Raw genomic sequence first — 19,071 nt, forward strand, 5'->3', positions numbered from 1 at the left:
CGGACACTCCGCTTGGGAGGGCCGTGATGCCGTATTACCGCCGCGTCGGCGAGGTTCCGCCGAAGCGCCACACCCAGTTTCGCCAGCCGGACGGCTCGCTGTTCGCCGAAGAGCTGATGGGACAGGAGGGTTTTTCGAGCGACTCGTCGCTGCTCTACCACCGTCATCGACCGACGGCGATCGTCTCGGCGGTCCCCTTCGACCCGCCGGCCTGGTCGCGGGTGCCGAACCGGCCGCTCAAGCCGCGTCACCTGCAGACCGGCAAGATCGCCGGCGACAAGACCGACGCGGTGCTCGGGCGGCAGCACCTGCTGGCCAACGACGACGTGCGGATCTCCTACGTGGAGGCCACGGAGCCGTCGCCGCTCTACCGCAACGCGGTCGGCGACGAGTGCCTCTACGTCTCGGCCGGGGCGGTCACCCTGGAATCCACCTTCGGCGTGCTCGAACTGACCGAGGGCGACTACGCGATCATCCCGACGTCGGTCATCCATCGGCTGGTGCCCAAGGACGGGCCGGTGAAGCTGCTGGCAATCGAGGCGACTGGACACATCGGACCCCCGCGGCGCTATCTCTCCGTGCGTGGACAGTTCCTGGAGCACGCCCCCTACTGCGAACGGGATTTGCGTGGCCCCTCGGCGCCCATCCTCGCGGAGGGGTACGACATTTCCGTGCTGGTGCAGCACCGGCGGGGCTGGACCGAGCACATTTACGCAAATCACCCGTTCGACGTGGTCGGGTGGGACGGGTGCCTGTACCCGTGGGCGTTCTCGATCCACGACTTCGAGCCGATCACCGGGCGCGTGCACCAGCCCCCGCCGGTGCACCAGACGTTCGAGGGCCCGAACTTCGTGATCTGCTCGTTCGTGCCGCGCAAGGTGGACTACCACCCGCTTGCGATCCCCGTGCCGTACAACCACCACAACGTCGACTCGGACGAGGTGCTGTTCTACACGGGCGGCAACTACGAGGCCCGGCGCGGATCGGGCATCGAGCAGGGCTCCATCTCGCTGCACCCGAGCGGCTTCACGCACGGGCCGCAGCCGGGAGCGGTCGAGCGCGCGATCGGCGTCGAGGCGTTCGACGAGCTGGCGGTCATGGTCGACACCTTCCGGCCGCTCGACCTGTGCGAGCCGGCGCTCGCAATCGAGGACACCGGCTACGCATGGACCTGGTCGCGGAAGGGTTAGTGCTCGGCGTACTGCGTGGCGCTCACCCGGCAGACCACCCGCACGTTGTCGGGGTTGGGCTCCTCCCAGGGCTTGCCGGTGTACGCCTGGCTGAGCTCGTCGATCAACGCCGGCCCGCCCTCTTCCGTGAGGGTGACCGTGCCGCGGACCTCGACGTAGCGGTACGGGTTCGCCGGGTCGTAGACGCAGATCGACACCCGCGGGTCGCGCTCCATGTTCCGGGTCTTGCGCCGCCCGCGGATCGTCGAGAAGACGACGTCGCCGCCGTCGTGCTTGCCCCAGATCACGCTGCTCTGCGGGGCGCCGTCCGGGTTGACCGTGCTCAGCACCAGGAACGCCCGGCGGTCGAGCAACTCTTTCAGGGTGTCGTTCATCTACCCCTCCTTCACGATCGGATAGATCAACGCTACGGCGGAGGCGGCCAGCCCCTCACCCCGGCCGGTGAATCCCAGGCCGTCGGTGGTGGTGCCGGACAGCCGTACGATGGCCCCGATCGCGTCGTGGAGGGTCTTCTCGGCCTCGGCGCGGCGGGTGCCGACCTTCGGCTTCACCCCGATCACCTGCACGGAGACGTTGCCGATCTCGTAGCCGGCGGCGCGGACCCTGCGGGCCGTCTCACGCAGCAGGGTGACCCCGGAGGCGCCGGCCCACTCCGGCCGCCCGGTGCCGAAGTTCGCGCCCAGATCGCCCAGCCCGGCCGCGGACAGCAGCGCGTCGCAGATCGCGTGGGCGGCGACGTCGCCGTCGGAGTGCCCGGCGAGCCCGTCGACGCCGTCCCACCTGAGGCCGGCGACCCAGCACTCCCGGCCGGATTCGAAGGCATGGACATCGGTGCCGTTGCCGATCAACATCACGTCGGCAGGGTACGACGTTCGGTGCGAGGCCGTGAACTTCCGGTTGCCGAGGGCTCTCAGGGGTCGGCACGGTGGCGTATCCGGCCTAGGCTGGGACGGGTGCGCAGCGACCTGATGACCCCGACGAGCCACAAGCCGTGGTGGCGCACCGGAGCCGCGCTTCGCTTCGGTCTGCTGGCCCTCCTCGTGGTGACCCTGTCCGTGGTGATCATCATCGTTCACCCCAACAAGGCGTCTCTCATCCACGCCATCGGCCCGAACCACCCGATGGCCCCGATCATCGCGGTCGCGGGCTCGGCAGTGCTGACAACGGCACTGGCCCCCCGGACGCTGCTGGCCGGTGTGGGCGGCGTCATCTTCGGCTTCGCGGGCGGCGCCTTCTACATCATGCTGGGCGTGACGCTGGGCGCGCTGATCGCGCACACGGTTGGCCGCATGCTGGGCCGCGACTTCATGGCCCGCCACCTCAGCGGCCGCCTCCTGGCCATGGAGCAGGCCGTCGCCGAGCGCGGGGTGCTGGCGATCGTGATCTCGCGGATGATCCCGCTGGTGCCCTTCGGCATCGCGAACTACATCTTCGGCACGACGAGCGTGCGCATGCGCCCGTTCCTCACCGGCACCATCGTCGGCGCCCTGCCCGCCACCCTGGCCTACTCCGCCCTGGGCGCCGCGACGGCCCGCGGCGACGCGATGGGCATGTCCATCGCCGGCGTGATGATCGCCACCCTGGGCATCGGCGGGTCGATCGGCAGCTTCCTGCTGTGGCGCCGCCGCCCGCGCAAGCCCTGCGTCCCGGCCACCGCGTAGTGCCCGGCGTACAGGCGTTCCAGGGCCCGCTCGACCTGCCCCATCCGGTTGCGGATGGAAACGGCCAGCGCGAACTCCTGCTCCCGGTTGAAGGCCTTGGTGCCGAGGTCGGCCACGTCGTCCCCGGAGTCGACGCGACGAGGCTGGCGGAGAACACAGCAACCTGCGCCCCCGCCACCGCTTAGTTCCCCCGACGACGAGGCCGGCGGAGAACATAGCAAAAGGCGCATATCGATAAGTCGGGCGCTCCGCGCCGCGACTTATCGGATTTGTAACCTGCCAGGGCATAAGTCCGAAATGTCGTGGCGCGGAGCGCCCGACATTTCGCACAAAGATCTCAGCGAATCAGAGCAGCAGCTCCGCCACGGCCAGGTCGAAGGGCCGGGTGATCTTCAGGGCCGCCTCGGCGCCCGGGACCGTGTGCACCGGGATGCCGATCCGCTCCGCCATCCCCGCGTCGTCCGTGTGCTCGTCCACGGCCGCCTCGTGCGCCTTGACCAGCACGTCGCGCCGGAAGCCCTGGGGCGTCTGCACGGCCCGCAGCACGGACCGATCCACGGTCTCCACCACGGAACCCGAATCGGAGACCCGCTTGATGGTGTCGACCACCGGTAGAACGGGTATGACCGCGCCGTGCCCCCCACGTACCGCCGCCGCAACGGACTCCACCAGCTCCGGTGGGGTCAGTGCCCGCGCGGCGTCATGGACCAGCACGATCTCGAAGTCTGCCGGCACGGCGGCCAGCGCCGCGGCCACGGAGGCCTGCCGGGTGGCCCCACCGGCGACGACCGTCACCGGTGCGACCGACGCCAGGAGCGCGACGACGTCGGCGACCGCGTCGGCCGGCGCTGCGACCACGATGCAGCCGACGCTCGGCGCGAGCGCCAGCCGGCGCACGGCGTGCACGAGCAGTGGCTCGCCGCCCAGGAGGCGAAGTGCCTTGGGGCCGCCGGGTCCGAGTCGGACCCCCATGCCTGCCGCAGGCACGAGGACCGCGACGTCACCACGCACAGTAGCGTGCGCCGTCACGTCGCGGTCCTCGATCGAAGGGATAGCCGGGCTGGAATGTCAGGCCTCGGTCAGCACCTTGTCGAGCAGCGTCTCCGCCTCGTCCTTCGTGCTCTTCTCGGCGAGCGCCACCTCGCCGACAAGGATGTCCCGAGCCTTGGCGAGCATGCGCTTCTCGCCGGCCGACAGACCGCGCTCACGATCGCGACGCCACAGGTCGCGCACGACCTCAGCGACCTTGAGCGGATTGCCGGAGGCCAGCTTCTCCAGATTCGCCTTGTACCGCCGCGACCAGTTGGTCGGCTCCTCGGTGTGCGGAGCGCGGAGGACGTCGAAGACCTTCGTCAGGCCTTCCTCGCCAACCACCTCGCGCACGCCGACGATCTCGGCGTTTTCGGCGGGCACCCGCACCGTCAGGTCACCCTGAGCGACCCTGAGGACGAGGTACTGCTTCTCCTCGCCCCTGATGACGCGAGTCTCGATTGCCTCGATGAGTGCGGCCCCGTGGTGGGGGTAGACAACGGTCTCGCCGACACTGAAAACCATAGGTTCGAAACCCCTTTCGCTGTGTCTAGGGTAACACGGTCACGCGCCGTCGTCCCACCCCAGAGAGCAGCATTCGCGCAGGTCAGAACACATGTGAGTCCCCTTTCTCCCGCTTGACAGGAATCGCGGAACCTGCTCGGTAGCGGATCAACAACCCACCGCACGCACAAATGACCTGCCAGTCGGACATATCCGATTGATTACGGCAAGTGTCCCGCCGAGTGCGCGGGGCGTCCAGTACGAACACTCTCCGTGATCTGACCAGCGGCGGAGCGTAGATGATACGCATAGTTCTCGATGGAGTCACCCTCTGGCGCGGAGCCGTCGCGTGAGGGAAAGTTGAGGCAGGTGCGAGGAGAACAGCGATGGGCACGCTGCGCGGTGACAACGGCGGTGGTGAGCGACCACAAGAGGGCGGTGGCCTGCCCGACCTGCCGCCTGAGTGGGGAACGATCATCATTCCCGACGATGCCGGCGAACTCGATCACGAAGGCGCTTCGATCCGCAGGCAATTCCGCCGGGCCGCAATCCGCCGTCGCTGGCGCCGCCGGCTGCATCTGAGGCCCGAGCCCACCCGCCGGACCACGGACGACTCGCCGGGCCTCGCCGTGCCGCTGCTGATCATGTCGATCGCCGTCATCGCGACGCTGGTGAGCCTGTTCGCGGTGGCGTGGCCCGGGCGGGCACCGAAGACCACCCCGCACGTCGGCCCGCCGACGACCGCGCCGGTCAGCGTCTCGCTGGCCGAGGTCAGCCTGCAGGAGCCGGACGGCGCGCCGGTGTCGCTCAAGGGGCTCACCCCGGCGGTCATCCTGCTCGTGGATGGCTGCAGCTGCGAGAAGCTGATCCGCAGTACCACCGAGGCAGCCGCTGCGGCGGGCACGGTCAACGTGCTCGTGGTGGCCACCCGGGCGCCCACCCTGCCGGAGGACCTCGGCTCGAAGCCGACGGTCCGCGCCCTGGCCGACCCCAACAACTCGGTGCGGGCCACGGTGCCGGCCCTGACCAACGACCGCACCAGCTCCGCCGTGCTGGTCAACGGGGACGGCTATACCGTCAAGGTGATCAAGGCCGTGACGACGCCGGACGACTTCAAGGCCGAGCTGTCACAGCTGAAGTAGCGCGCCGTAGAGGGTGAGGCCGGGGCCGAAGGCCAGGGCCACCGTCGTGCGCGGCGGGCCGCCCGCGCGGCGGCGCAGGGCGTCGAGGATCAGCAGTACCGTCGGCGAGGAACAGTTGCCGTGCACGGCAAGCGTGCCGCGGGACTCGGCCAGCGCCGACTCCGGCAGGGCGAGCCGGTCCCGCACGACGTCGAGGATGCGCGGGCCGCCGGGGTGCACGGCCCAGCCGTCGACGTCCGCCGGGCTGAGCCCCACCGGCTCGAGCAGCCGCCCGACCAGGTCCGCCACGTAGATCGACAGCACGTCGGGCACCTTCGGCGACAGGCCCATGCGGAACCCGAGATCGGTGACGTCCCAGGTCATGTGGTCGGCGGTCGCGGTGTCGGTGACCGCGGCGATGTCGGCGACGCCGGCGCCGTCCGGGCCCGGCACCAGGACAACGGCCGCCGCGGCGTCGGAGAACAGGGCGTGGGCCACGATCTGCTGCGGGTCGTCGCTCGGCGGCTGCACGTGCAGGCTGGTCAGCTCCAGGCAGAGCAGCACGGCGGGCCGGCCCCGCGACACGACGTAGTCCGACGCGGCGCCGAGCCCGGGCAGCGCGGCGTAGCAGCCCATGTGCCCGATGAACAGCCGCTGCGTGTCGGCCGCCATGCCCAGGTCGCGGGCCAGCAGGATGTCGACGCCGGGCGTGGCGTAGCCGGTGCAGGAGCACACGACGAACAGCCCGATCTCGTCCGGGCGCAGGCCCGCGGCGTCCAGCGCGCCGGCGACGGCGTCCTTGCCCAGCGGGAGGGCCTCGGTGAGGTACCGCTCCATGCGCCTCGCCGTCGACCACGACGACGCGTCCTCGACCAGCGGGTTCACCGCCCCGTGCCGGCTGACGACGCCGGAGTTGGCGAAGATCCGCTTCGCCAGCCCGCGCCGGGGGCCGTCGTAGTGCCGCTGGAAGTACCCGTCCCACACCTCGTCCTGGCGCATCGTCCCAGGGAAGGTCACGTGCATCCCCGCGATGGCGGCACCCGTCACTAGGTCCCCTTCCTGCCGCGACCCTGGTAGAGAATCGCGGTCGAGAACGTCGGCACGATCGGCACGGGGTTGCGGCGGGACACCAGCCAGCGGGCGAGCGAGGGCAGGGCCGGGCGGACGCCACGCACGTCGAGCGCCACGCCGTGGCGGGCGCACTCGCGGCGCAGCCGCCGCGGGTCGACGAACAGGGCCGGGTCGTGGATGCCCCGCACGGCGGGCATCAGCGCCTCGGCCAGCCGCACCGCGATCAGGCGGGACAGCGCCGTGTCGGCCAGGGTGTCGAGCACCAGCCAGCCGCCCGGGCGCAGGATCCGGCAGGCCTCGGCGACCACGGCCGGCAGGTCGGGGACGTGCTCCAGCAGTTCGCCGGCGCTCACCACGTCGGCGCAGCCGTCCGCCAGCGGCAGGCGCCGCACGTCGGCCCGCACCGGCACGACGTCGTGCGCGGCGGCCTGCTCGAGGCCGGAGGCGATCAGGTCGACGCCGACGTGGACGTACCCCTTGCCGGCGATATGCGGGGCGAGCAGTCCGCCGCCGCAGCCCAGGTCGACCAGCACGGCGCCGGGGCGCTGCGCGGGTGGTATCAGCCGCGCGCGGGCCCGGGCCAGCCAATACAGCATCGACAGCGGGCTGCCCGGGCGCCACCACTCGCCGGCCAGCTCGTCGTACTGACCGGGGTCATTGCGAGCCCGCCGCGCCGAGCGCATGAGATGAGCCTGACATGTAACCCGTTTGACGGCCACACTTGCCGAATGTCGGTTGCGATCTCGCTACTACGGGCGAGCCATCCGGAGCCCGCGGCCGGCGTCACCGCGGTGGCCGCCCTGCTGTCCATCGGCCTCGACCGATCGGCGCCCGGGGTCGTCGCGGCGGCCGCGGCGGTACTGGCGAGCCAGCTCTCCATCGGGTGGGTCAACGACGCCCTCGACGCGCCCCGCGACGCCGCCGCCGGGCGCACGGACAAGCCGGTCGCGGCCGGGAAGGTCTCCCGCCGCCTGGTGCTCGCCCTCGGCGTGCTGGCCGCGGCCGCGTGCGTGCCGCTGGGCTTCCTCTCGGGCCACCGGGCGGGGCTCGTCGGCGCGCTGGCGCTGGCCTCGGCTCTGCTCTACGACTGGCCGCTGAAGTCGACGCCGGTGTCGGTGCTGCCGTACGCGGTGTCGTTCACCTGCCTGCCGGCGTTCGTGGTGCTCGGCGCGGGGAAGTCGCCGCCGCTGTGGCTGCTGGCCGCCGGCGGCCTGCTCGGCGCGGGCGCGCACTTCGTCAACACGCTGCCCGACCTCGACGACGACGCGCGGACGGGGGTGCGCGGCCTGCCGCACCTGCTCGGACGGCGGGGCTCGCTGGCGGCCGCCGCCGGGCTGCTGCTCGCGGCGACCGCGGCGCTCGCGTTCGGGCCGCCGGGCCCGCCGCCGGTGGCGTTCTGGCCGGCCCTCGCGGCCGCGCTCATCGCCCTTTCCTGGGGCTGGTACCGCATGAGCCGCGACCCCGCTTCGAGGGCCCCGTTCCTGTCGGTCATCGCGGTGGCGTTGATCGATGTGGTATTTCTCCTGATCAGCGGCCTGAATTTGGATTGAGCTCCCATTGCCAGGGTGGGCGTAATCGGCCGATCAACGGCATCTAGGCTGTAGTGCGGCCACCCCTTGATTTGGAGGACCCAAGGTGACGCGTTCGACTCCGGCCTCGCCGTTGACTGGCCGCCGCACGGTGCTGCGCGCCGCGCTCCTGGCATCGGCCGCACTCGGCGTCGGCCTGCTCTCCGCCTGCGGGTCCGGGCAGATCACCCAGACCGACGAACAGGTCGCCGCCGTCCCCGGGGTCAGCGCGAACAGCACCGACGGCATGATCGCGCTGCGCGACGGGGTCGTGGCCTACGCCGACCAGTACAAGCCGGGCTCGACCGTCCCGATCAACGTGCGGCTGTTCAACAACAGCACCCAGGCCGTCAAGCTCACCGGCGCGACCAGCGACAACGGCACGTTCGTGCTGGTCGGTGGCACGAAGGCCGCGGCCGCCGCCGCGTCGCCGAGCCCGTCCTCGACGCCGAGCGCGACCCCGACCGGTTCGAAGAAGCCCTCCCCCGGCGCGTCGGGCTCGGCTTCAGCCTCGGCGGCGGACGAGTCCGAGGCGCCGAGCGCGGCGCCGGCGCCCACCTCGGCCGGCTCCACGGAGATCTCCGTCCCGATCCCGGTCGCCGGCATCGTCGTGCTGAGCCACGACAGCGGCACCTACCTGGCCGTGGACAAGCTCACCGGCGCCCCGCTGCTGGCCGGCGGCTCGCTGAAGAACGTGAAGTTCACCTTCACCTACGCCGACGGCAAGACGACCACCATCGTGCTGCCGAACCTGCCGATGACCCCGCCGCTCACCCCGCTGCCGAAGCCCAGCCCGGTCGTGAAGAACGAGAACGGCGGCGAGTGACCGAAGTTTTTGTCATACCCCTCCGCTAGCTTCAGGGTGTGACGAAGACCAGGTCGGCAACCTTCGAGTGCGACGTCTGCGGGCATCGGCCTCCCAAGTGGATGGGCCGGTGCCCGGAGTGCGGTGAGTGGGGAGCCATCCTCGAGCTCACCACGGGCGCCGCGGCCGGCCCGGTCGCCCTGCGGGCCGTGCCCTCCCGGGCCCCGCTCGAGCCGGCCCGCCCGATCGCCGAGATCAGTGCCGCCCCGGCCAAGGCCCGCCCGACCGGCGTCGGCGAGTTCGACCGGGTCCTCGGCGGCGGCATCGTCCCCGGCGGCGTGGTCCTCCTGGCCGGCGAGCCCGGCGTCGGCAAGTCCACGCTCCTGCTCGACGTGGCCCAGCAGTGGGCCGTGCAGGGCGAAAGCCCCTCGCTCGTGGTCAGCGGCGAGGAGTCGACCAGTCAGGTCCGGCTGCGGGCCGAGCGCATCGGCGCCCTCCACGAGCGGCTCTACCTGGCCTCCGAGACCGACCTGTCCGCGGTGCTGGGCCACCTCGACGCGGTCAAGCCCGGCCTGCTCATCCTCGACTCGGTGCAGACCGTCTCCGCCCCCGGCGTCGACGGCGTGGCCGGCGGCGTCACCCAGGTCCGCGCGGTCACCGCGGCCCTGGTCGCCGTGGCCAAGGAGCGGGGCCTCGCGACCGTGCTGGTGGGGCACGTCACCAAGGACGGCAACGTCGCCGGCCCCCGCGTCCTGGAGCACCTCGTCGACGTGGTCCTCAACTTCGAGGGCGACAAGCACTCCTCGCTGCGGATGGTCCGCGGCCTGAAGAACCGCTTCGGGGCCGCCGACGAGGTCGGCTGCTTCGAGATGCACGAGGGCGGGATCACCAGCCTCCCCGACCCGAGCGGCCTGTTCCTGACCCGCTACGCCGACGCCGTCTCCGGCACCTGCGTCTGCGTCGCCATGGAGGGCCGCCGGGCCCTCGTCACCGAGGTGCAGACCCTGATCGGGGCCCAGATGCCGGGGTCGCCGCGGCGCACGGTGAGCGGCCTCGACTCGGCCCGGCTGGCCATGGTGCTGGCGGTGCTGCAGCGGCGGGCGGGCATCCAGCTGCACGACCGGGAGGTGTATGCGGCGACCGTCGGCGGCCTGCGGGTCACCGAGCCCGCCGCGGACATGGCCCTGGCCCTTGCGGCGGCATCCGCGGCCCACGAGCTGCCCATGCCGCCCGACCTCGTGGCGATCGGCGAGGTCGGGCTCACGGGTGAGGTTCGCCGCGTGGGCGCGGTTCCGCGGCGGCTGGCGGAGGCGGCGCGCCTGGGCTTCCGCTTCGCGCTGGTGCCGCCCGGCTGCGGCCCGGCCGCGACCGGGGTCACGCCGCCGGGGATGCGCGTGCTGGAGGTCAACGACGTCCGGACGGCGCTGCACTACGCGGTGAAGGCAACGGCCGAGGACGTCTAGACGGGTCTAGACGTAGCGCTCCAGGATCGAGGCCTCGGCCAGGCGGGAGAGGCCCTCGCGGATGCCCCTCGCCCTCGCGTCGCCCACGCCCTCGACGGCCTGGAGGTCCTCCACCGTGGCGCCCAGCAGGCGCTGCAGGCTGCCGAAGTGCTCCACCAGGCGGTCCACCACCAGGGACGGCAGCCGCGGGACCTTGGCCAGCAGGCGGAAGCCGCGCGGGGAGACGGCGGCGTCCAGCGCGTCGCTGGCGCCCGGGTAGCCCAGGGACTTGGCCACGGCCACCAGGTCGATGAGCTCCGTGGCCGAGAGGGCGTCCAGTTCCTCGGTGGCGTCGTCCGAGGAGCGGGCACGGCGGCCCGCCGGGACGTAGTCGCGGATGACCAGGGTGCGGTCGGCCTCGACCCCGGCCATCAGCTCCTCCAGCTGGAGGGCCAGGAGGCGGCCGTCGGTGCCCAGCTCGACCACGTAGCCGGCGATCTCGTCGGCGATGCGGCGCACCATCTCCAGGCGCTGGACGACGGCGACGGCGTCGCGAACCGTCACCAGGTCCTCGATCTCCAGCGCGGAGAGGGTGCCGCTCACCTCGTCCAGGCGGAGCTTGTACCGCTCCAGCGTGGCCAGGGCCTGGTTGGCCTTCGAGAGGATGGCGGCGGAGTCGTCGAGGACGTGGCGCTGGCCGTTGACGTACAGCCCGATGATGCGCATCGACTGGCTCACCGAGATGACGGGATACCCGGTCTGCTTGGCTACGCGCTCGGCGGTGCGGTGGCGGGTGCCGGACTCCTCGGACGGAATCGTCGGGTCGGGCATGAGGTGCACGGCCGCGCGGACGATTCTGGTGCCGTCACTCGACAGGACTACGGCGCCGTCCATTTTGCACAGCTCGCGAAGGCGGGTGGCGGAGAACTCCACGTCGAGGGGGAAGCCGCCGGTGCAGAGGTGCTCGACGACGCGATCGTGGCCGAGCACGATGAGGGCACCCGTGCGGCCGCGCAGGATGCGCTCCAGGCCGTCGCGCAGGGCGGTGCCCGGGGCCATGAGGGCCAGCGTGGCGCGCATTGGGTCGGCGCCGGGCAGGGCGGCGGCCCAGCCCCCGATGAGGCCGGTGTTGGCGCCGCCCCTGCCGGGCTCGCGGTCAATCGGCACCTGCACAGTCTACGGATGACGGACATCCGGTGCTGGTGCGGTATCGACCCGGCCCGTAAAGTGGGCGGATACCGTCCGCTGATGGATGGTGATTGATTTCTGAGGGGTTCGGAGCCTGGTGGCCGGTCCGGAGCGGATCGAGTGGCGACGCAGCTTTCCGTCACGCACCCTGGGCACCCTGACCTGGTACGTCGTGTCGGCCGTCCTGGCCGTGTTGCTGGTCCGTGCGCTGTTCGGGGACGAACCCGAGACCCTCGGCTCGGGCGCGGACAACCCGCTGGCCGACCTTCCGATGTGGACGGCCTGGCTGGCGGTGGCCGGCGCGGTGCCGATCGCGCTTTCCCTGGCACGGCGGCCGCGGGTCGGGGCGAACCACTTCGCGCTGACCGTGCGGCCCGGCTGGGTGCGCACGCTGGTGCTGCCCTGGTCGCGGGTGGGCGAGGTGGCGGCGATCGAGGTCGGCGGCGAGCGTTTCCTGGCCATCCGCCTGCACCGGGGCCTCGACCGCACGGGGACCGACCCCGCGTGGGTGGATCAGACGGTACTGCGGGAAATGGCGAAACTCAGCGAGCACGGCACGCACAAGGTGAGCCTGGCCGTGCGCCTGCGCGACTTCAGCGGCAGCCCCGAGGGGCAGCTGGCCTCGCTCGCCGCCTTCGCGCCCGACCAGGTGCTGATAGCGAACAACCTCGGCAAGGGCTAGGTCAGCTGGATCTGCACCGGCGCGCTGATCTTGGTGTCGAGGCGGCCGACGAGTTCGTACTTGCCGGCCGGCGGGGTGGCCCTGTTGGCGCAGCCGGCGTTGGTCGCCTTGCCGTTCCAGACGTTGGTGAACGACACCTCGATCGAGGGCTTCAGCACCGCCATCTGGTTGCCCTTCGGCGCGTCGCAGTCGTCCGAGGACCACATCTTGACGGCGCCGACGGTGAGGTACAACTCCTGGGAATCGGCGCCGATGTCCCGCACGCAGTCGTGGGTCGTGACGTTCTTGATCTTCAGCGTGAACTTCAGGTAGGCGCCGCGGAACTGCACCGCCTGCTCCGGCGTGGCCACGACCGACAGGTCGGCGTCGGCGCACGGGGGCACGGTCGCGGAGGCGGGCGCGGCGGGCGACGTGGTGGCGGGCGCGGACGTCGCCCCGGCGCCCGGGTCGCCGGTCGTCGGGACCTGGATCGTCACGGACGGTTCCGCCGCGGCGGACGTGGGAGCACCGCCGGACGCCGCCGACGAGGTCTTCTTGTCATTCGGGTCGCTGCCGCCGCACGAGGTCCAGAGCAGCACCGCGACGACCAGGATCACCCCGCCGACGATCGCTCGGCGCCGCCAGTAGACGCCGGCGGGCAGCGGTCCAACCGTCATCTTCATGATGCACTCACCGTATCGGGGGAACGGCGAGTGACCGGGGCGGCGCGCCGAGTAGACGGCTCAGAGATAGACCTTGCGGGCATACACGGCATGCGCGCCCGCGACCCGGTCGAGAAAGAGCAGCCCGGCGCAGTGGTCGATCTCGTGCTGCAGCGCACGGGCCTCGAAGGCGTCGGTGACGATCTCCATCTCCTCGGTACCGCCCGGAGCGAAGCCGGCCACGACCAGCCGGTTGGCCCGCTTGACGTCGCCGGTGAGGTCGGGCACGGACATGCAGCCCTCGCGCCCCTTCTGCCACTGCGACGCCTCTACGACCCGCGCATTGCACAGCACGAACGCGCCGTGCGTCGTGCGGGCCTTCGGGTGGCCGGTGACGTCCACGGCGAAGACCTGGGCGCTCACCCCCAGCTGCGGCGCGGCCAGCCCGACGCAGCCCGGCGACACCCGCATGGTCGCCAGGAGATCCTCGGCGAGCTGCAGGATCTTCGGGTCGGTCGGGTCGACCGGCTCGCCCGCGGTGCCCAGCACCGTGTCGGGCGCGCGGACGACCGGTCGAACGGCGCCGGTCACAGCACGTCCGCGTCGGCCGGGCGCAGGGTCACGTCGACGCCGAGGCGCTGCGCGGCCGCGCGGACGGCGACGTCGAGGGCCGCCGGGTCGGCGACGTCGAGCTCGGCGACCACGACGTACAGGCTCCCGGACAGCCGCGTCGTGAGGTCCGTGATGTTGCCGCCAGACTCGGCCACGGCCCGGGCGACCGTGGCCACGATGCCGAGGCGGTCGGCGCCGTGCAGCGTGAGCACGTGGTGGCTGCCGGCCGGCTCGTGGGCCGGCTCCTCGACGACCCCGCGGACGCTCACCAGCAGCGTCCGGTCGGTGGTCAGCGGCTCGAGCGCCGCCTCGATGTCCCCGGCGGTGGGCGGGCCTGCGCAGACCAGCGTCATCGCGAAGTGCCCGCGCAGCCGGGTCATCGTCGAGTCGGTGAGGTTGAGGCCCAGCCGGGCCAGGATCTCGGCGACGTCGGCGATGATGCCGGGCCGGTCGTGGCCGATGACCGTGACGGCGAACTCGTTCACCGCCTTATCCTTGCGTATCGCCACCGAACCGAACACACAGACCACCGTCGCGTCGATCCTCACGCGATGGTATGAGGCCAACGCCCGCGACCTCGCCTGGCGCCGGCCGGGCGCCTCGCCGTGGGGCGTGCTGGTGTCCGAGGTGATGCTGCAGCAGACCCAGGTGTCCCGGGTGGAGCCGGCCTGGCAGCGGTGGATGGAGCGCTGGCCGACGCCCGCGCACCTGGCCGCCGACCCGCCCGGCGAGGCGATCCGGGCCTGGGACCGGCTCGGCTACCCGCGCCGCGCACTGCGCCTGCACGCCTGCGCCGCGGCGATCGTGGAGCGGCACGACGGCGAGGTCCCCGACGACGTCGAGGCGCTGCTCGCGCTGCCCGGCATCGGCACGTACACGGCCCGCGCGGTGGCCGCGTTCGCCTTCCGCCAGCGCCACCCGGTGGTCGACACGAACGTGCGCCGGGTCGTGGCCCGCGCGGTGGCCGGCGAGGCCGACGGCGGCGCCAACACCACCCCGGCCGACCTGCGGGCCGTCGAGGCGCTGCTGCCCGGCGACGAGGAGGCCGCGGCCCGCGCCTCCATCGCCTTCATGGAGCTCGGCGCGGTCGTCTGCACGGCCCGCGCCCCGCGCTGCGAGGAGTGCCCGCTCATCGGCGACTGCGCGTGGCGGCTGGCCGGATCGCCGCCGTCGGAGGGGCCGTCGAGACGTTCGCAGCGGTACCACGGGACGGATCGATACGTGCGAGGGCTGCTCATGGCCGTGCTGCGGGCCAGCGACGACCCGGTGCCGGCGGAGCGCCTCGACGCCGTCTGGCCGGACGCCGACCAACGCCGCCGGGCCCTCGACGGGCTGCTCACGGACGGTCTCGTGCGACAGCGGGATAAGACGTTCACGCTGCCGGGCTAGGTTGCGCCCCATCCGGGTGGGCTTGTTCACCGACATGGATACCCCGAACGGGTACTCCGGACCGCGTTTTGTCTCGATAGGCTCAGTTCCGTGCTCTCCACCGCCCGGCCCCGCCGCGTCGCCGCACTCATCGGCGCCTGCCTCGCGCTGGCCGTCGCGCTCACCGCCTGCGACGACAAGAACCCGGGCCATTCCCAGGCGAACGGCGCCGGCACCGCGGCCACGTCCGCCGCCCCGTCCGCCGGCCCGTCCGACGACGACGCCGCGGACCCCGACGACTCCCCCACCGCGTCGCAGTCCACCAGCGGCCAGTCGTCCCCGAAGCCCTCGGCGTCGAAGAGCACGGCCGCCGCCCCGCCGGGCAGCGCCTACGCCGACCGCCTCCCGAAGTTCGGCCCGCCCCCGGCCCCGCACCGGATCAACTTCCCGGAGGGCGCCGGCGTCCCGTACTACGCGCGCATCCCCACCGACCAGCCGGTGGCCTTCCTGACCATCGACGACGGCTGGGTGAAGCGCCCGGAGGCCCTCGAACTGCTGCGCGAGTCCGGCGTGAAGGTCACGCTCTTCCTGACCATCAATGCGATCAAGGACAATCCGGCGTACTTCAAGCAGCTGCGCGACGCCGGCGCCGACATCGAGGCGCACACCCTGACCCACCCGGAGCTCAAGGGCAAGTCCTACGACTTCCAGCGCCGCGAGATCTGCGGCTCGGCCGACCAGCTGGGCCAGCTCTACGGCCAGCGCCCCACCCTCTTCCGCCCGCCCTTCGGCGACAAGGACGCCACCACGCTGAAGGTCGCCCGCGACTGCGGCCTGCAGGCCGGCTTCTTCTGGAAGGAGACGGTCGACAAGGGCATCGTGCGCTACCAGGAGGGCAACACGGTCAAGCAGGGCGACATCATCCTGATGCACTTCCGGGACCGCTTCGTCGACGACTTCATCGCGGCCCTGCAGGCCATCTCGGCCGCCGGCCTGACCCCGGCCCTGCTGGCCGACTACATGCCGCCCCCGGCCCACGGCTGACCCACCCTCCGGCCCAGCGTCCGGTTCCGGCGGCTCGGCGCTACGCCTCTGCCGCGTACGTGGCGCGCAGGGCCGCCGCCACGCCTCCTGCCGCGTACGTGGCGCGCAGGGCAGCCGCGGCCTGGCGCTACGCCTCCGCCGCGTACGTGGCGCGCAGGGCAGCCGCGGCCTGGCGCTACGCCTCCGCCGCGTACGTGGCGCGCAGGGCCGCCGCCTCGGCCTCCGGCATCGGCAGCGCGCGCACGACGGCGGGACGCCAGGAGTCGGCCACGGCGAACCAGCCGGGGCGGCAGGAAAGACCGTGCAGGAAGGGCGGCACCGCGGCGAGGTCCTCGGTGATGTCGAGCCGATCGGCGAGGCGGGCGTCGACCGCGGGCACCCTGGCCAGCCGGCGCAGCATCTCCCGGTCGCCGTCGCCGAGACCGTCGAGCACGGCGCCGAGGAGGTACTCCTCCAGCCGCTCCTCCACCCGCGCCAGGCTCCGCAACCGCTGACGGCGTTCGCCGGATGGGTGCTGCGCCAGCCACACCCCCGCGAGCGCCACGAGCGCCGGCCAGCCGTGCAGCAGCAGGTGCAGGTCGGGCGCCAGCTCGTCGGCCGCCTCGGCGTCGCCGAACGCGCCCGCCAGCACCTGGTACGTCTCGTCCTCCGCGAACGCCAACTCCCACGCCGAGATCCGCAGGGCCTCCTCGACCCCGGGGTCCTCGTCGGCGGCCACCACCACGCCGTCCCGCCGGGCCAGTCGGCGAAGCAGCGCCCCATCGGCGGCGGTGACCCCGTCGACGGCCAGCGGCCCCCGGACCGCTGTCCCGTCGGCCGTCACCACCGCGCCGTCGGCCGAGACCTGAAGCCCGGCCGCGTCGACCATGACCCCGTTGCGGGCGGCCACCCAGGCGTCGAGCAGCGTGCTCTTTCCCGCCCCGGCCCCTCCGACGAGCACGACCATCCGGCCCGCGCCGTCGAGCAGGCGTAGCAGGCCCGGCCGCGGAATGGGACGGATCGCACCCTGGCGTCCAAATCGTCCGGACCCGAACGACTGCCGCCCCTTACTCACGACGGGCAACATACCCGCCGGGCGCGGGGCTGACGCACCCCGCAACCCCCTCATCGAGTCCCTTCCATGGCTGGCCACAACGCCACAGCCACAAGGCTAGGCCGAGAAAGCTGTGATTCCCGGCATCCCGGACGTTTCGCCCGGCGCCGTATAAATCCGATAAGTCGTGGCGCGGAGCGCCCGACTTATCGGAAAAGCAAGCATTCGAGGACTCCGGCCCGACCAGCGAGGCTCCGCCGTGCACAAGACGGCCGCGGCCAGGGCGGGGATACGGCCGGGCCGGGCCAGGCCGCGGGCTGCGCCGTTGAAGACCAGCTTGGCCTTCGCAATAGCGTTGACAGCGAGGAAGCCGGCGGCCTGGTGCAGGAGGCGGCTGCGACGCGGAGAGGCCCCCGCCCCACAGGGGGGCGAGGGCCTCTTCGGGCTTGCTCCGGCGCGAAGGCCGGGTCGGGGTCAGGCCGCGGGCTCGTCCGCGCCGCCGCCGGCCAGCTCGGCCGGCACCGCGTCCGGGACGGCGCCCGGGCGGTCGGCGCCGTCGAAGACCAGCTTGGCCTTCTCGAACTGGGCCGGGTCGCCCTCGCAGTCGATGACGACGATCTGACCCGGGCGCAGCTCGTTGAACAGGATGCGCTCGGACAGGGCGTCCTCGATCTCGCGCTGGATCGTGCGGCGCAGCGGCCGCGCGCCCAGCACCGGGTCGTAGCCCTTGTTGGCCAGGAACTTCTTGGCGTTGTCCGTCAGCTCCAGGCCCATGTCCTTGTTGCGCAGCTGGGTCTCGATCCGGGCGATCATCAGGTCGACGATGCCGAGGATCTGGTCCTGCATGAGCTGGTGGAAGACGATCGTGTCGTCGATGCGGTTGAGGAACTCCGGGCGGAAGTGCTGCTTCAGCTCGTCGTTGACCTTCTGCTTCATCCGCTCGTAGTTCGACTCGTTGTCCTCCGACGCCTGGAAGCCCAGGGACACGGCCTTGGCCACGTCGCGGGTGCCCAGGTTGGTGGTCAGGATGATCACCGTGTTCTTGAAGTCCACGATGCGGCCCTGACCGTCGGTGAGCCGACCGTCCTCCAGGATCTGCAGGAGGGTGTTGAAGACGTCCGGGTGGGCCTTCTCGATCTCGTCGAAGAGGACCACCGAGAACGGCCGCCGGCGGACCTTCTCGGTCAGCTGGCCACCCTCGTCGTAGCCCACGTACCCGGGAGGCGCGCCGACGAGGCGGGACACCGTGTACCGGTCGTGGAACTCCGACATGTCGAGCTGGATGAGCGCGTCCTCGGAGCCGAAGAGGAACTCGGCGAGCGCCTTGGACAGCTCGGTCTTACCGACGCCGGACGGGCCGGCGAAGATGAACGAGCCGGACGGGCGCTTCGGGTCCTTCAGGCCGGCCCGCGTGCGGCGGATGGCCTTCGAGACCGCCCTGACGGCGTCTTCTTGGCCGACGAGGCGCTTGTGCAGCTCGTCCTCCATGCGCAGGAGCCGGGCCGTCTCCTCCTCGGTCAGCTTGTACACCGGGATGCCGGTCCAGTTCGCCAGCACCTCGGCGATCTGCTCGTCGTCGACCTCGGACACGACGTCGAGGTCGCCGGCCTTCCACTCCTTCTCCCGCTGCGCCTTCTGGCCGAGGAGCTGCTTCTCCTTGTCGCGCAGCTGCGCGGCCCGCTCGAAGTCCTGCGCATCGATCGCGGACTCCTTGTCCCGGCGCACCTGAGCGATCCGCTCGTCGAAGTCGCGCAGGTCTGGCGGCGCGGTCATACGGCGGATCCGCATCCGCGCGCCGGCCTCATCGATCAGGTCGATCGCCTTGTCCGGCAGGTAGCGGTCGGAGATGTAGCGGTCGGCGAGCGTCGCCGCCGCGACCAGGGCCGCGTCGGTGATCGTGACCCGGTGGTGCGCCTCGTAGCGGTCCCGCAGGCCCTTGAGGATCTCGATGGTGTGGGCCAGGGACGGCTCGCCCACCTGGATCGGCTGGAAGCGCCGCTCGAGGGCGGCGTCCTTCTCGAGGTGCTTGCGGTACTCGTCCAGCGTGGTCGCGCCGATGGTCTGCAGCTCACCACGGGCCAGCATCGGCTTGAGGATGCTCGCCGCGTCGAT

21 protein-coding genes are annotated in these 19,071 nt (G+C 72.0%); 9 read left to right on the forward strand and 12 right to left on the reverse strand.

All coding sequences use genetic code 11. The features are described from left to right. Nucleotides 1–26 precede the first annotated feature (26 nt). Nucleotides 27–1,190, forward strand: a complete 1,164-nt coding sequence (locus ABD352_RS40005) for a homogentisate 1,2-dioxygenase (protein ID WP_344617796.1) — start codon at nucleotides 27–29, stop codon at nucleotides 1,188–1,190. On the opposite strand, the gene ABD352_RS40010 is transcribed toward ABD352_RS40005, so the two are convergent. Both ABD352_RS40010 and ispF read right to left on the reverse strand, forming a co-directional pair. Then, complete coding sequence (locus tag ABD352_RS40010; protein WP_344617797.1) at nucleotides 1,187–1,564, reverse strand: PPOX class F420-dependent oxidoreductase; 378 nt, start codon at nucleotides 1,562–1,564, stop codon at nucleotides 1,187–1,189. The two genes, ABD352_RS40005 and ABD352_RS40010, sit on opposite strands and share 4 nt — an antisense overlap. Further along, a complete protein-coding gene (gene ispF, locus ABD352_RS40015) occupies nucleotides 1,565–2,041 on the reverse strand; it encodes a 2-C-methyl-D-erythritol 2,4-cyclodiphosphate synthase (protein ID WP_344617815.1) in 477 nt (158 codons plus the stop codon). A gap of 102 nt (nucleotides 2,042–2,143) precedes the next feature. Between ispF and ABD352_RS40020 the strand changes: the two genes are divergently transcribed. Beyond that, complete coding sequence (locus ABD352_RS40020) at nucleotides 2,144–2,851, forward strand: TVP38/TMEM64 family protein (RefSeq protein WP_344617798.1); 708 nt, start codon at nucleotides 2,144–2,146, stop codon at nucleotides 2,849–2,851. Between the two features lie 345 nt (nucleotides 2,852–3,196). On the opposite strand, the gene ispD is transcribed toward ABD352_RS40020, so the two are convergent. Beyond that, nucleotides 3,197–3,880 carry a 2-C-methyl-D-erythritol 4-phosphate cytidylyltransferase gene (gene ispD / locus ABD352_RS40030; protein ID WP_344617799.1) on the reverse strand — a complete coding sequence of 228 codons (684 nt, stop codon included), beginning with the start codon at nucleotides 3,878–3,880 and terminating at the stop codon, nucleotides 3,197–3,199. 39 nt (nucleotides 3,881–3,919) lie between these two features. Further along, nucleotides 3,920–4,405: a CarD family transcriptional regulator gene (locus ABD352_RS40035; protein ID WP_344617800.1), complete on the reverse strand. Its 486-nt coding sequence runs from the start codon at nucleotides 4,403–4,405 to the stop codon at nucleotides 3,920–3,922. Nucleotides 4,406–4,770: 365 nt separating this feature from the next. Here ABD352_RS40035 and ABD352_RS40040 point away from each other — a divergent pair, with 365 nt between their 5' ends. After that, nucleotides 4,771–5,526, forward strand: coding sequence for a hypothetical protein (locus tag ABD352_RS40040; RefSeq protein ID WP_344617801.1), 756 nt, complete (start codon nucleotides 4,771–4,773; stop codon nucleotides 5,524–5,526). Here ABD352_RS40040 and ABD352_RS40045 read toward each other — a convergent pair. Together ABD352_RS40045 and ABD352_RS40050 are read right to left on the reverse strand one after the other, a co-directional pair. Beyond that, nucleotides 5,512–6,552: a type III polyketide synthase gene (locus ABD352_RS40045; RefSeq protein ID WP_425553848.1), complete on the reverse strand. Its 1,041-nt coding sequence runs from the start codon at nucleotides 6,550–6,552 to the stop codon at nucleotides 5,512–5,514. The two genes, ABD352_RS40040 and ABD352_RS40045, sit on opposite strands and share 15 nt — an antisense overlap. Beyond that, nucleotides 6,552–7,259 carry a methyltransferase domain-containing protein gene (locus ABD352_RS40050; RefSeq protein ID WP_344617802.1) on the reverse strand — a complete coding sequence of 236 codons (708 nt, stop codon included), beginning with the start codon at nucleotides 7,257–7,259 and terminating at the stop codon, nucleotides 6,552–6,554. The genes ABD352_RS40045 and ABD352_RS40050 overlap by 1 nt, the downstream gene beginning before the upstream one ends. Nucleotides 7,260–7,304: 45 nt before the next feature. On the opposite strand from ABD352_RS40050, the gene ABD352_RS40055 reads away from it, so the two are divergent. From ABD352_RS40055 to radA, 3 genes are all read left to right on the forward strand, one after another. Then, nucleotides 7,305–8,126, forward strand: a complete 822-nt coding sequence (locus ABD352_RS40055) for a UbiA family prenyltransferase (protein ID WP_344617803.1) — start codon at nucleotides 7,305–7,307, stop codon at nucleotides 8,124–8,126. Nucleotides 8,127–8,211: 85 nt separating this feature from the next. After that, nucleotides 8,212–8,970, forward strand: a complete 759-nt coding sequence (locus ABD352_RS40060; RefSeq protein WP_344617804.1) for a hypothetical protein — start codon at nucleotides 8,212–8,214, stop codon at nucleotides 8,968–8,970. A 38-nt stretch (nucleotides 8,971–9,008) separates the two neighbouring features. Continuing rightward, nucleotides 9,009–10,412 carry a DNA repair protein RadA gene (gene radA / locus ABD352_RS40065; RefSeq protein WP_344617805.1) on the forward strand — a complete coding sequence of 468 codons (1,404 nt, stop codon included), beginning with the start codon at nucleotides 9,009–9,011 and terminating at the stop codon, nucleotides 10,410–10,412. Nucleotides 10,413–10,418: 6 nt separating this feature from the next. Here the strand turns inward: radA and disA are convergent, their stop codons facing one another. Next, nucleotides 10,419–11,558, reverse strand: a complete 1,140-nt coding sequence (gene disA / locus ABD352_RS40070) for a DNA integrity scanning diadenylate cyclase DisA (protein WP_425553849.1) — start codon at nucleotides 11,556–11,558, stop codon at nucleotides 10,419–10,421. Between the two features lie 118 nt (nucleotides 11,559–11,676). On the opposite strand from disA, the gene ABD352_RS40075 reads away from it, so the two are divergent. Next, nucleotides 11,677–12,261, forward strand: a complete 585-nt coding sequence (locus ABD352_RS40075; RefSeq protein WP_344617806.1) for a hypothetical protein — start codon at nucleotides 11,677–11,679, stop codon at nucleotides 12,259–12,261. Here ABD352_RS40075 and ABD352_RS40080 read toward each other — a convergent pair. The 3 genes from ABD352_RS40080 to ABD352_RS40090 are packed head-to-tail and all read right to left on the reverse strand — an operon-like array spanning nucleotide 12,258 to nucleotide 13,999. After that, on the reverse strand, nucleotides 12,258–12,923 hold the full coding sequence (locus ABD352_RS40080; protein WP_344617807.1) for a hypothetical protein: 666 nt from the start codon (nucleotides 12,921–12,923) through the stop codon (nucleotides 12,258–12,260). The two genes, ABD352_RS40075 and ABD352_RS40080, sit on opposite strands and share 4 nt — an antisense overlap. 60 nt (nucleotides 12,924–12,983) lie before the next feature. After that, a complete protein-coding gene (locus ABD352_RS40085) occupies nucleotides 12,984–13,493 on the reverse strand; it encodes a peptide deformylase (protein ID WP_344617808.1) in 510 nt (169 codons plus the stop codon). Then, nucleotides 13,490–13,999 carry a glycine cleavage system transcriptional repressor gene (locus ABD352_RS40090; protein WP_344617809.1) on the reverse strand — a complete coding sequence of 170 codons (510 nt, stop codon included), beginning with the start codon at nucleotides 13,997–13,999 and terminating at the stop codon, nucleotides 13,490–13,492. The genes ABD352_RS40085 and ABD352_RS40090 overlap by 4 nt, the downstream gene beginning before the upstream one ends. 16 nt (nucleotides 14,000–14,015) lie before the next feature. Between ABD352_RS40090 and ABD352_RS40095 the strand changes: the two genes are divergently transcribed. Both ABD352_RS40095 and ABD352_RS40100 read left to right on the forward strand, forming a co-directional pair. Further along, nucleotides 14,016–14,903 carry an HhH-GPD family protein gene (locus tag ABD352_RS40095; RefSeq protein WP_344617818.1) on the forward strand — a complete coding sequence of 296 codons (888 nt, stop codon included), beginning with the start codon at nucleotides 14,016–14,018 and terminating at the stop codon, nucleotides 14,901–14,903. A gap of 90 nt (nucleotides 14,904–14,993) precedes the next feature. Continuing rightward, a complete protein-coding gene (locus tag ABD352_RS40100) occupies nucleotides 14,994–15,926 on the forward strand; it encodes a polysaccharide deacetylase family protein (protein WP_344617810.1) in 933 nt (310 codons plus the stop codon). A gap of 175 nt (nucleotides 15,927–16,101) precedes the next feature. Here the strand turns inward: ABD352_RS40100 and ABD352_RS40105 are convergent, their stop codons facing one another. Beyond that, a complete protein-coding gene (locus ABD352_RS40105) occupies nucleotides 16,102–16,980 on the reverse strand; it encodes a MalT transcriptional regulator family protein (protein ID WP_344617811.1) in 879 nt (292 codons plus the stop codon). 453 nt (nucleotides 16,981–17,433) lie between these two features. Next, the coding region (locus ABD352_RS40110) for an ATP-dependent Clp protease ATP-binding subunit (protein ID WP_344617812.1) at nucleotides 17,434–19,071 on the reverse strand (1,638 nt) is incomplete at its 5' end.

The organism is Dactylosporangium salmoneum (assembly GCF_039532525.1).
Lineage (GTDB): Bacteria > Actinomycetota > Actinomycetes > Mycobacteriales > Micromonosporaceae > Dactylosporangium > Dactylosporangium salmoneum.

What these genes read in the sequence shown, in the direction of transcription:
- ispF (WP_344617815.1), bottom strand. Translation starts at nt 2,041, where the DNA reads ATGTTGATCGGCAACGGCACCGATGTCCATGCCTTCGAATCCGGCCGG.
- ABD352_RS40010 (WP_344617797.1), bottom strand. Translation starts at nt 1,564, where the DNA reads ATGAACGACACCCTGAAAGAGTTGCTCGACCGCCGGGCGTTCCTGGTG.
- ABD352_RS40035 (WP_344617800.1), bottom strand. Translation starts at nt 4,405, where the DNA reads ATGGTTTTCAGTGTCGGCGAGACCGTTGTCTACCCCCACCACGGGGCC.
- ABD352_RS40050 (WP_344617802.1), bottom strand. Translation starts at nt 7,259, where the DNA reads ATGCGCTCGGCGCGGCGGGCTCGCAATGACCCCGGTCAGTACGACGAG.
- ABD352_RS40005 (WP_344617796.1), top strand. Translation starts at nt 27, where the DNA reads ATGCCGTATTACCGCCGCGTCGGCGAGGTTCCGCCGAAGCGCCACACC.
- ABD352_RS40040 (WP_344617801.1), top strand. Translation starts at nt 4,771, where the DNA reads ATGGGCACGCTGCGCGGTGACAACGGCGGTGGTGAGCGACCACAAGAG.
- ABD352_RS40055 (WP_344617803.1), top strand. Translation starts at nt 7,305, where the DNA reads ATGTCGGTTGCGATCTCGCTACTACGGGCGAGCCATCCGGAGCCCGCG.
- ABD352_RS40080 (WP_344617807.1), bottom strand. Translation starts at nt 12,923, where the DNA reads ATGAAGATGACGGTTGGACCGCTGCCCGCCGGCGTCTACTGGCGGCGC.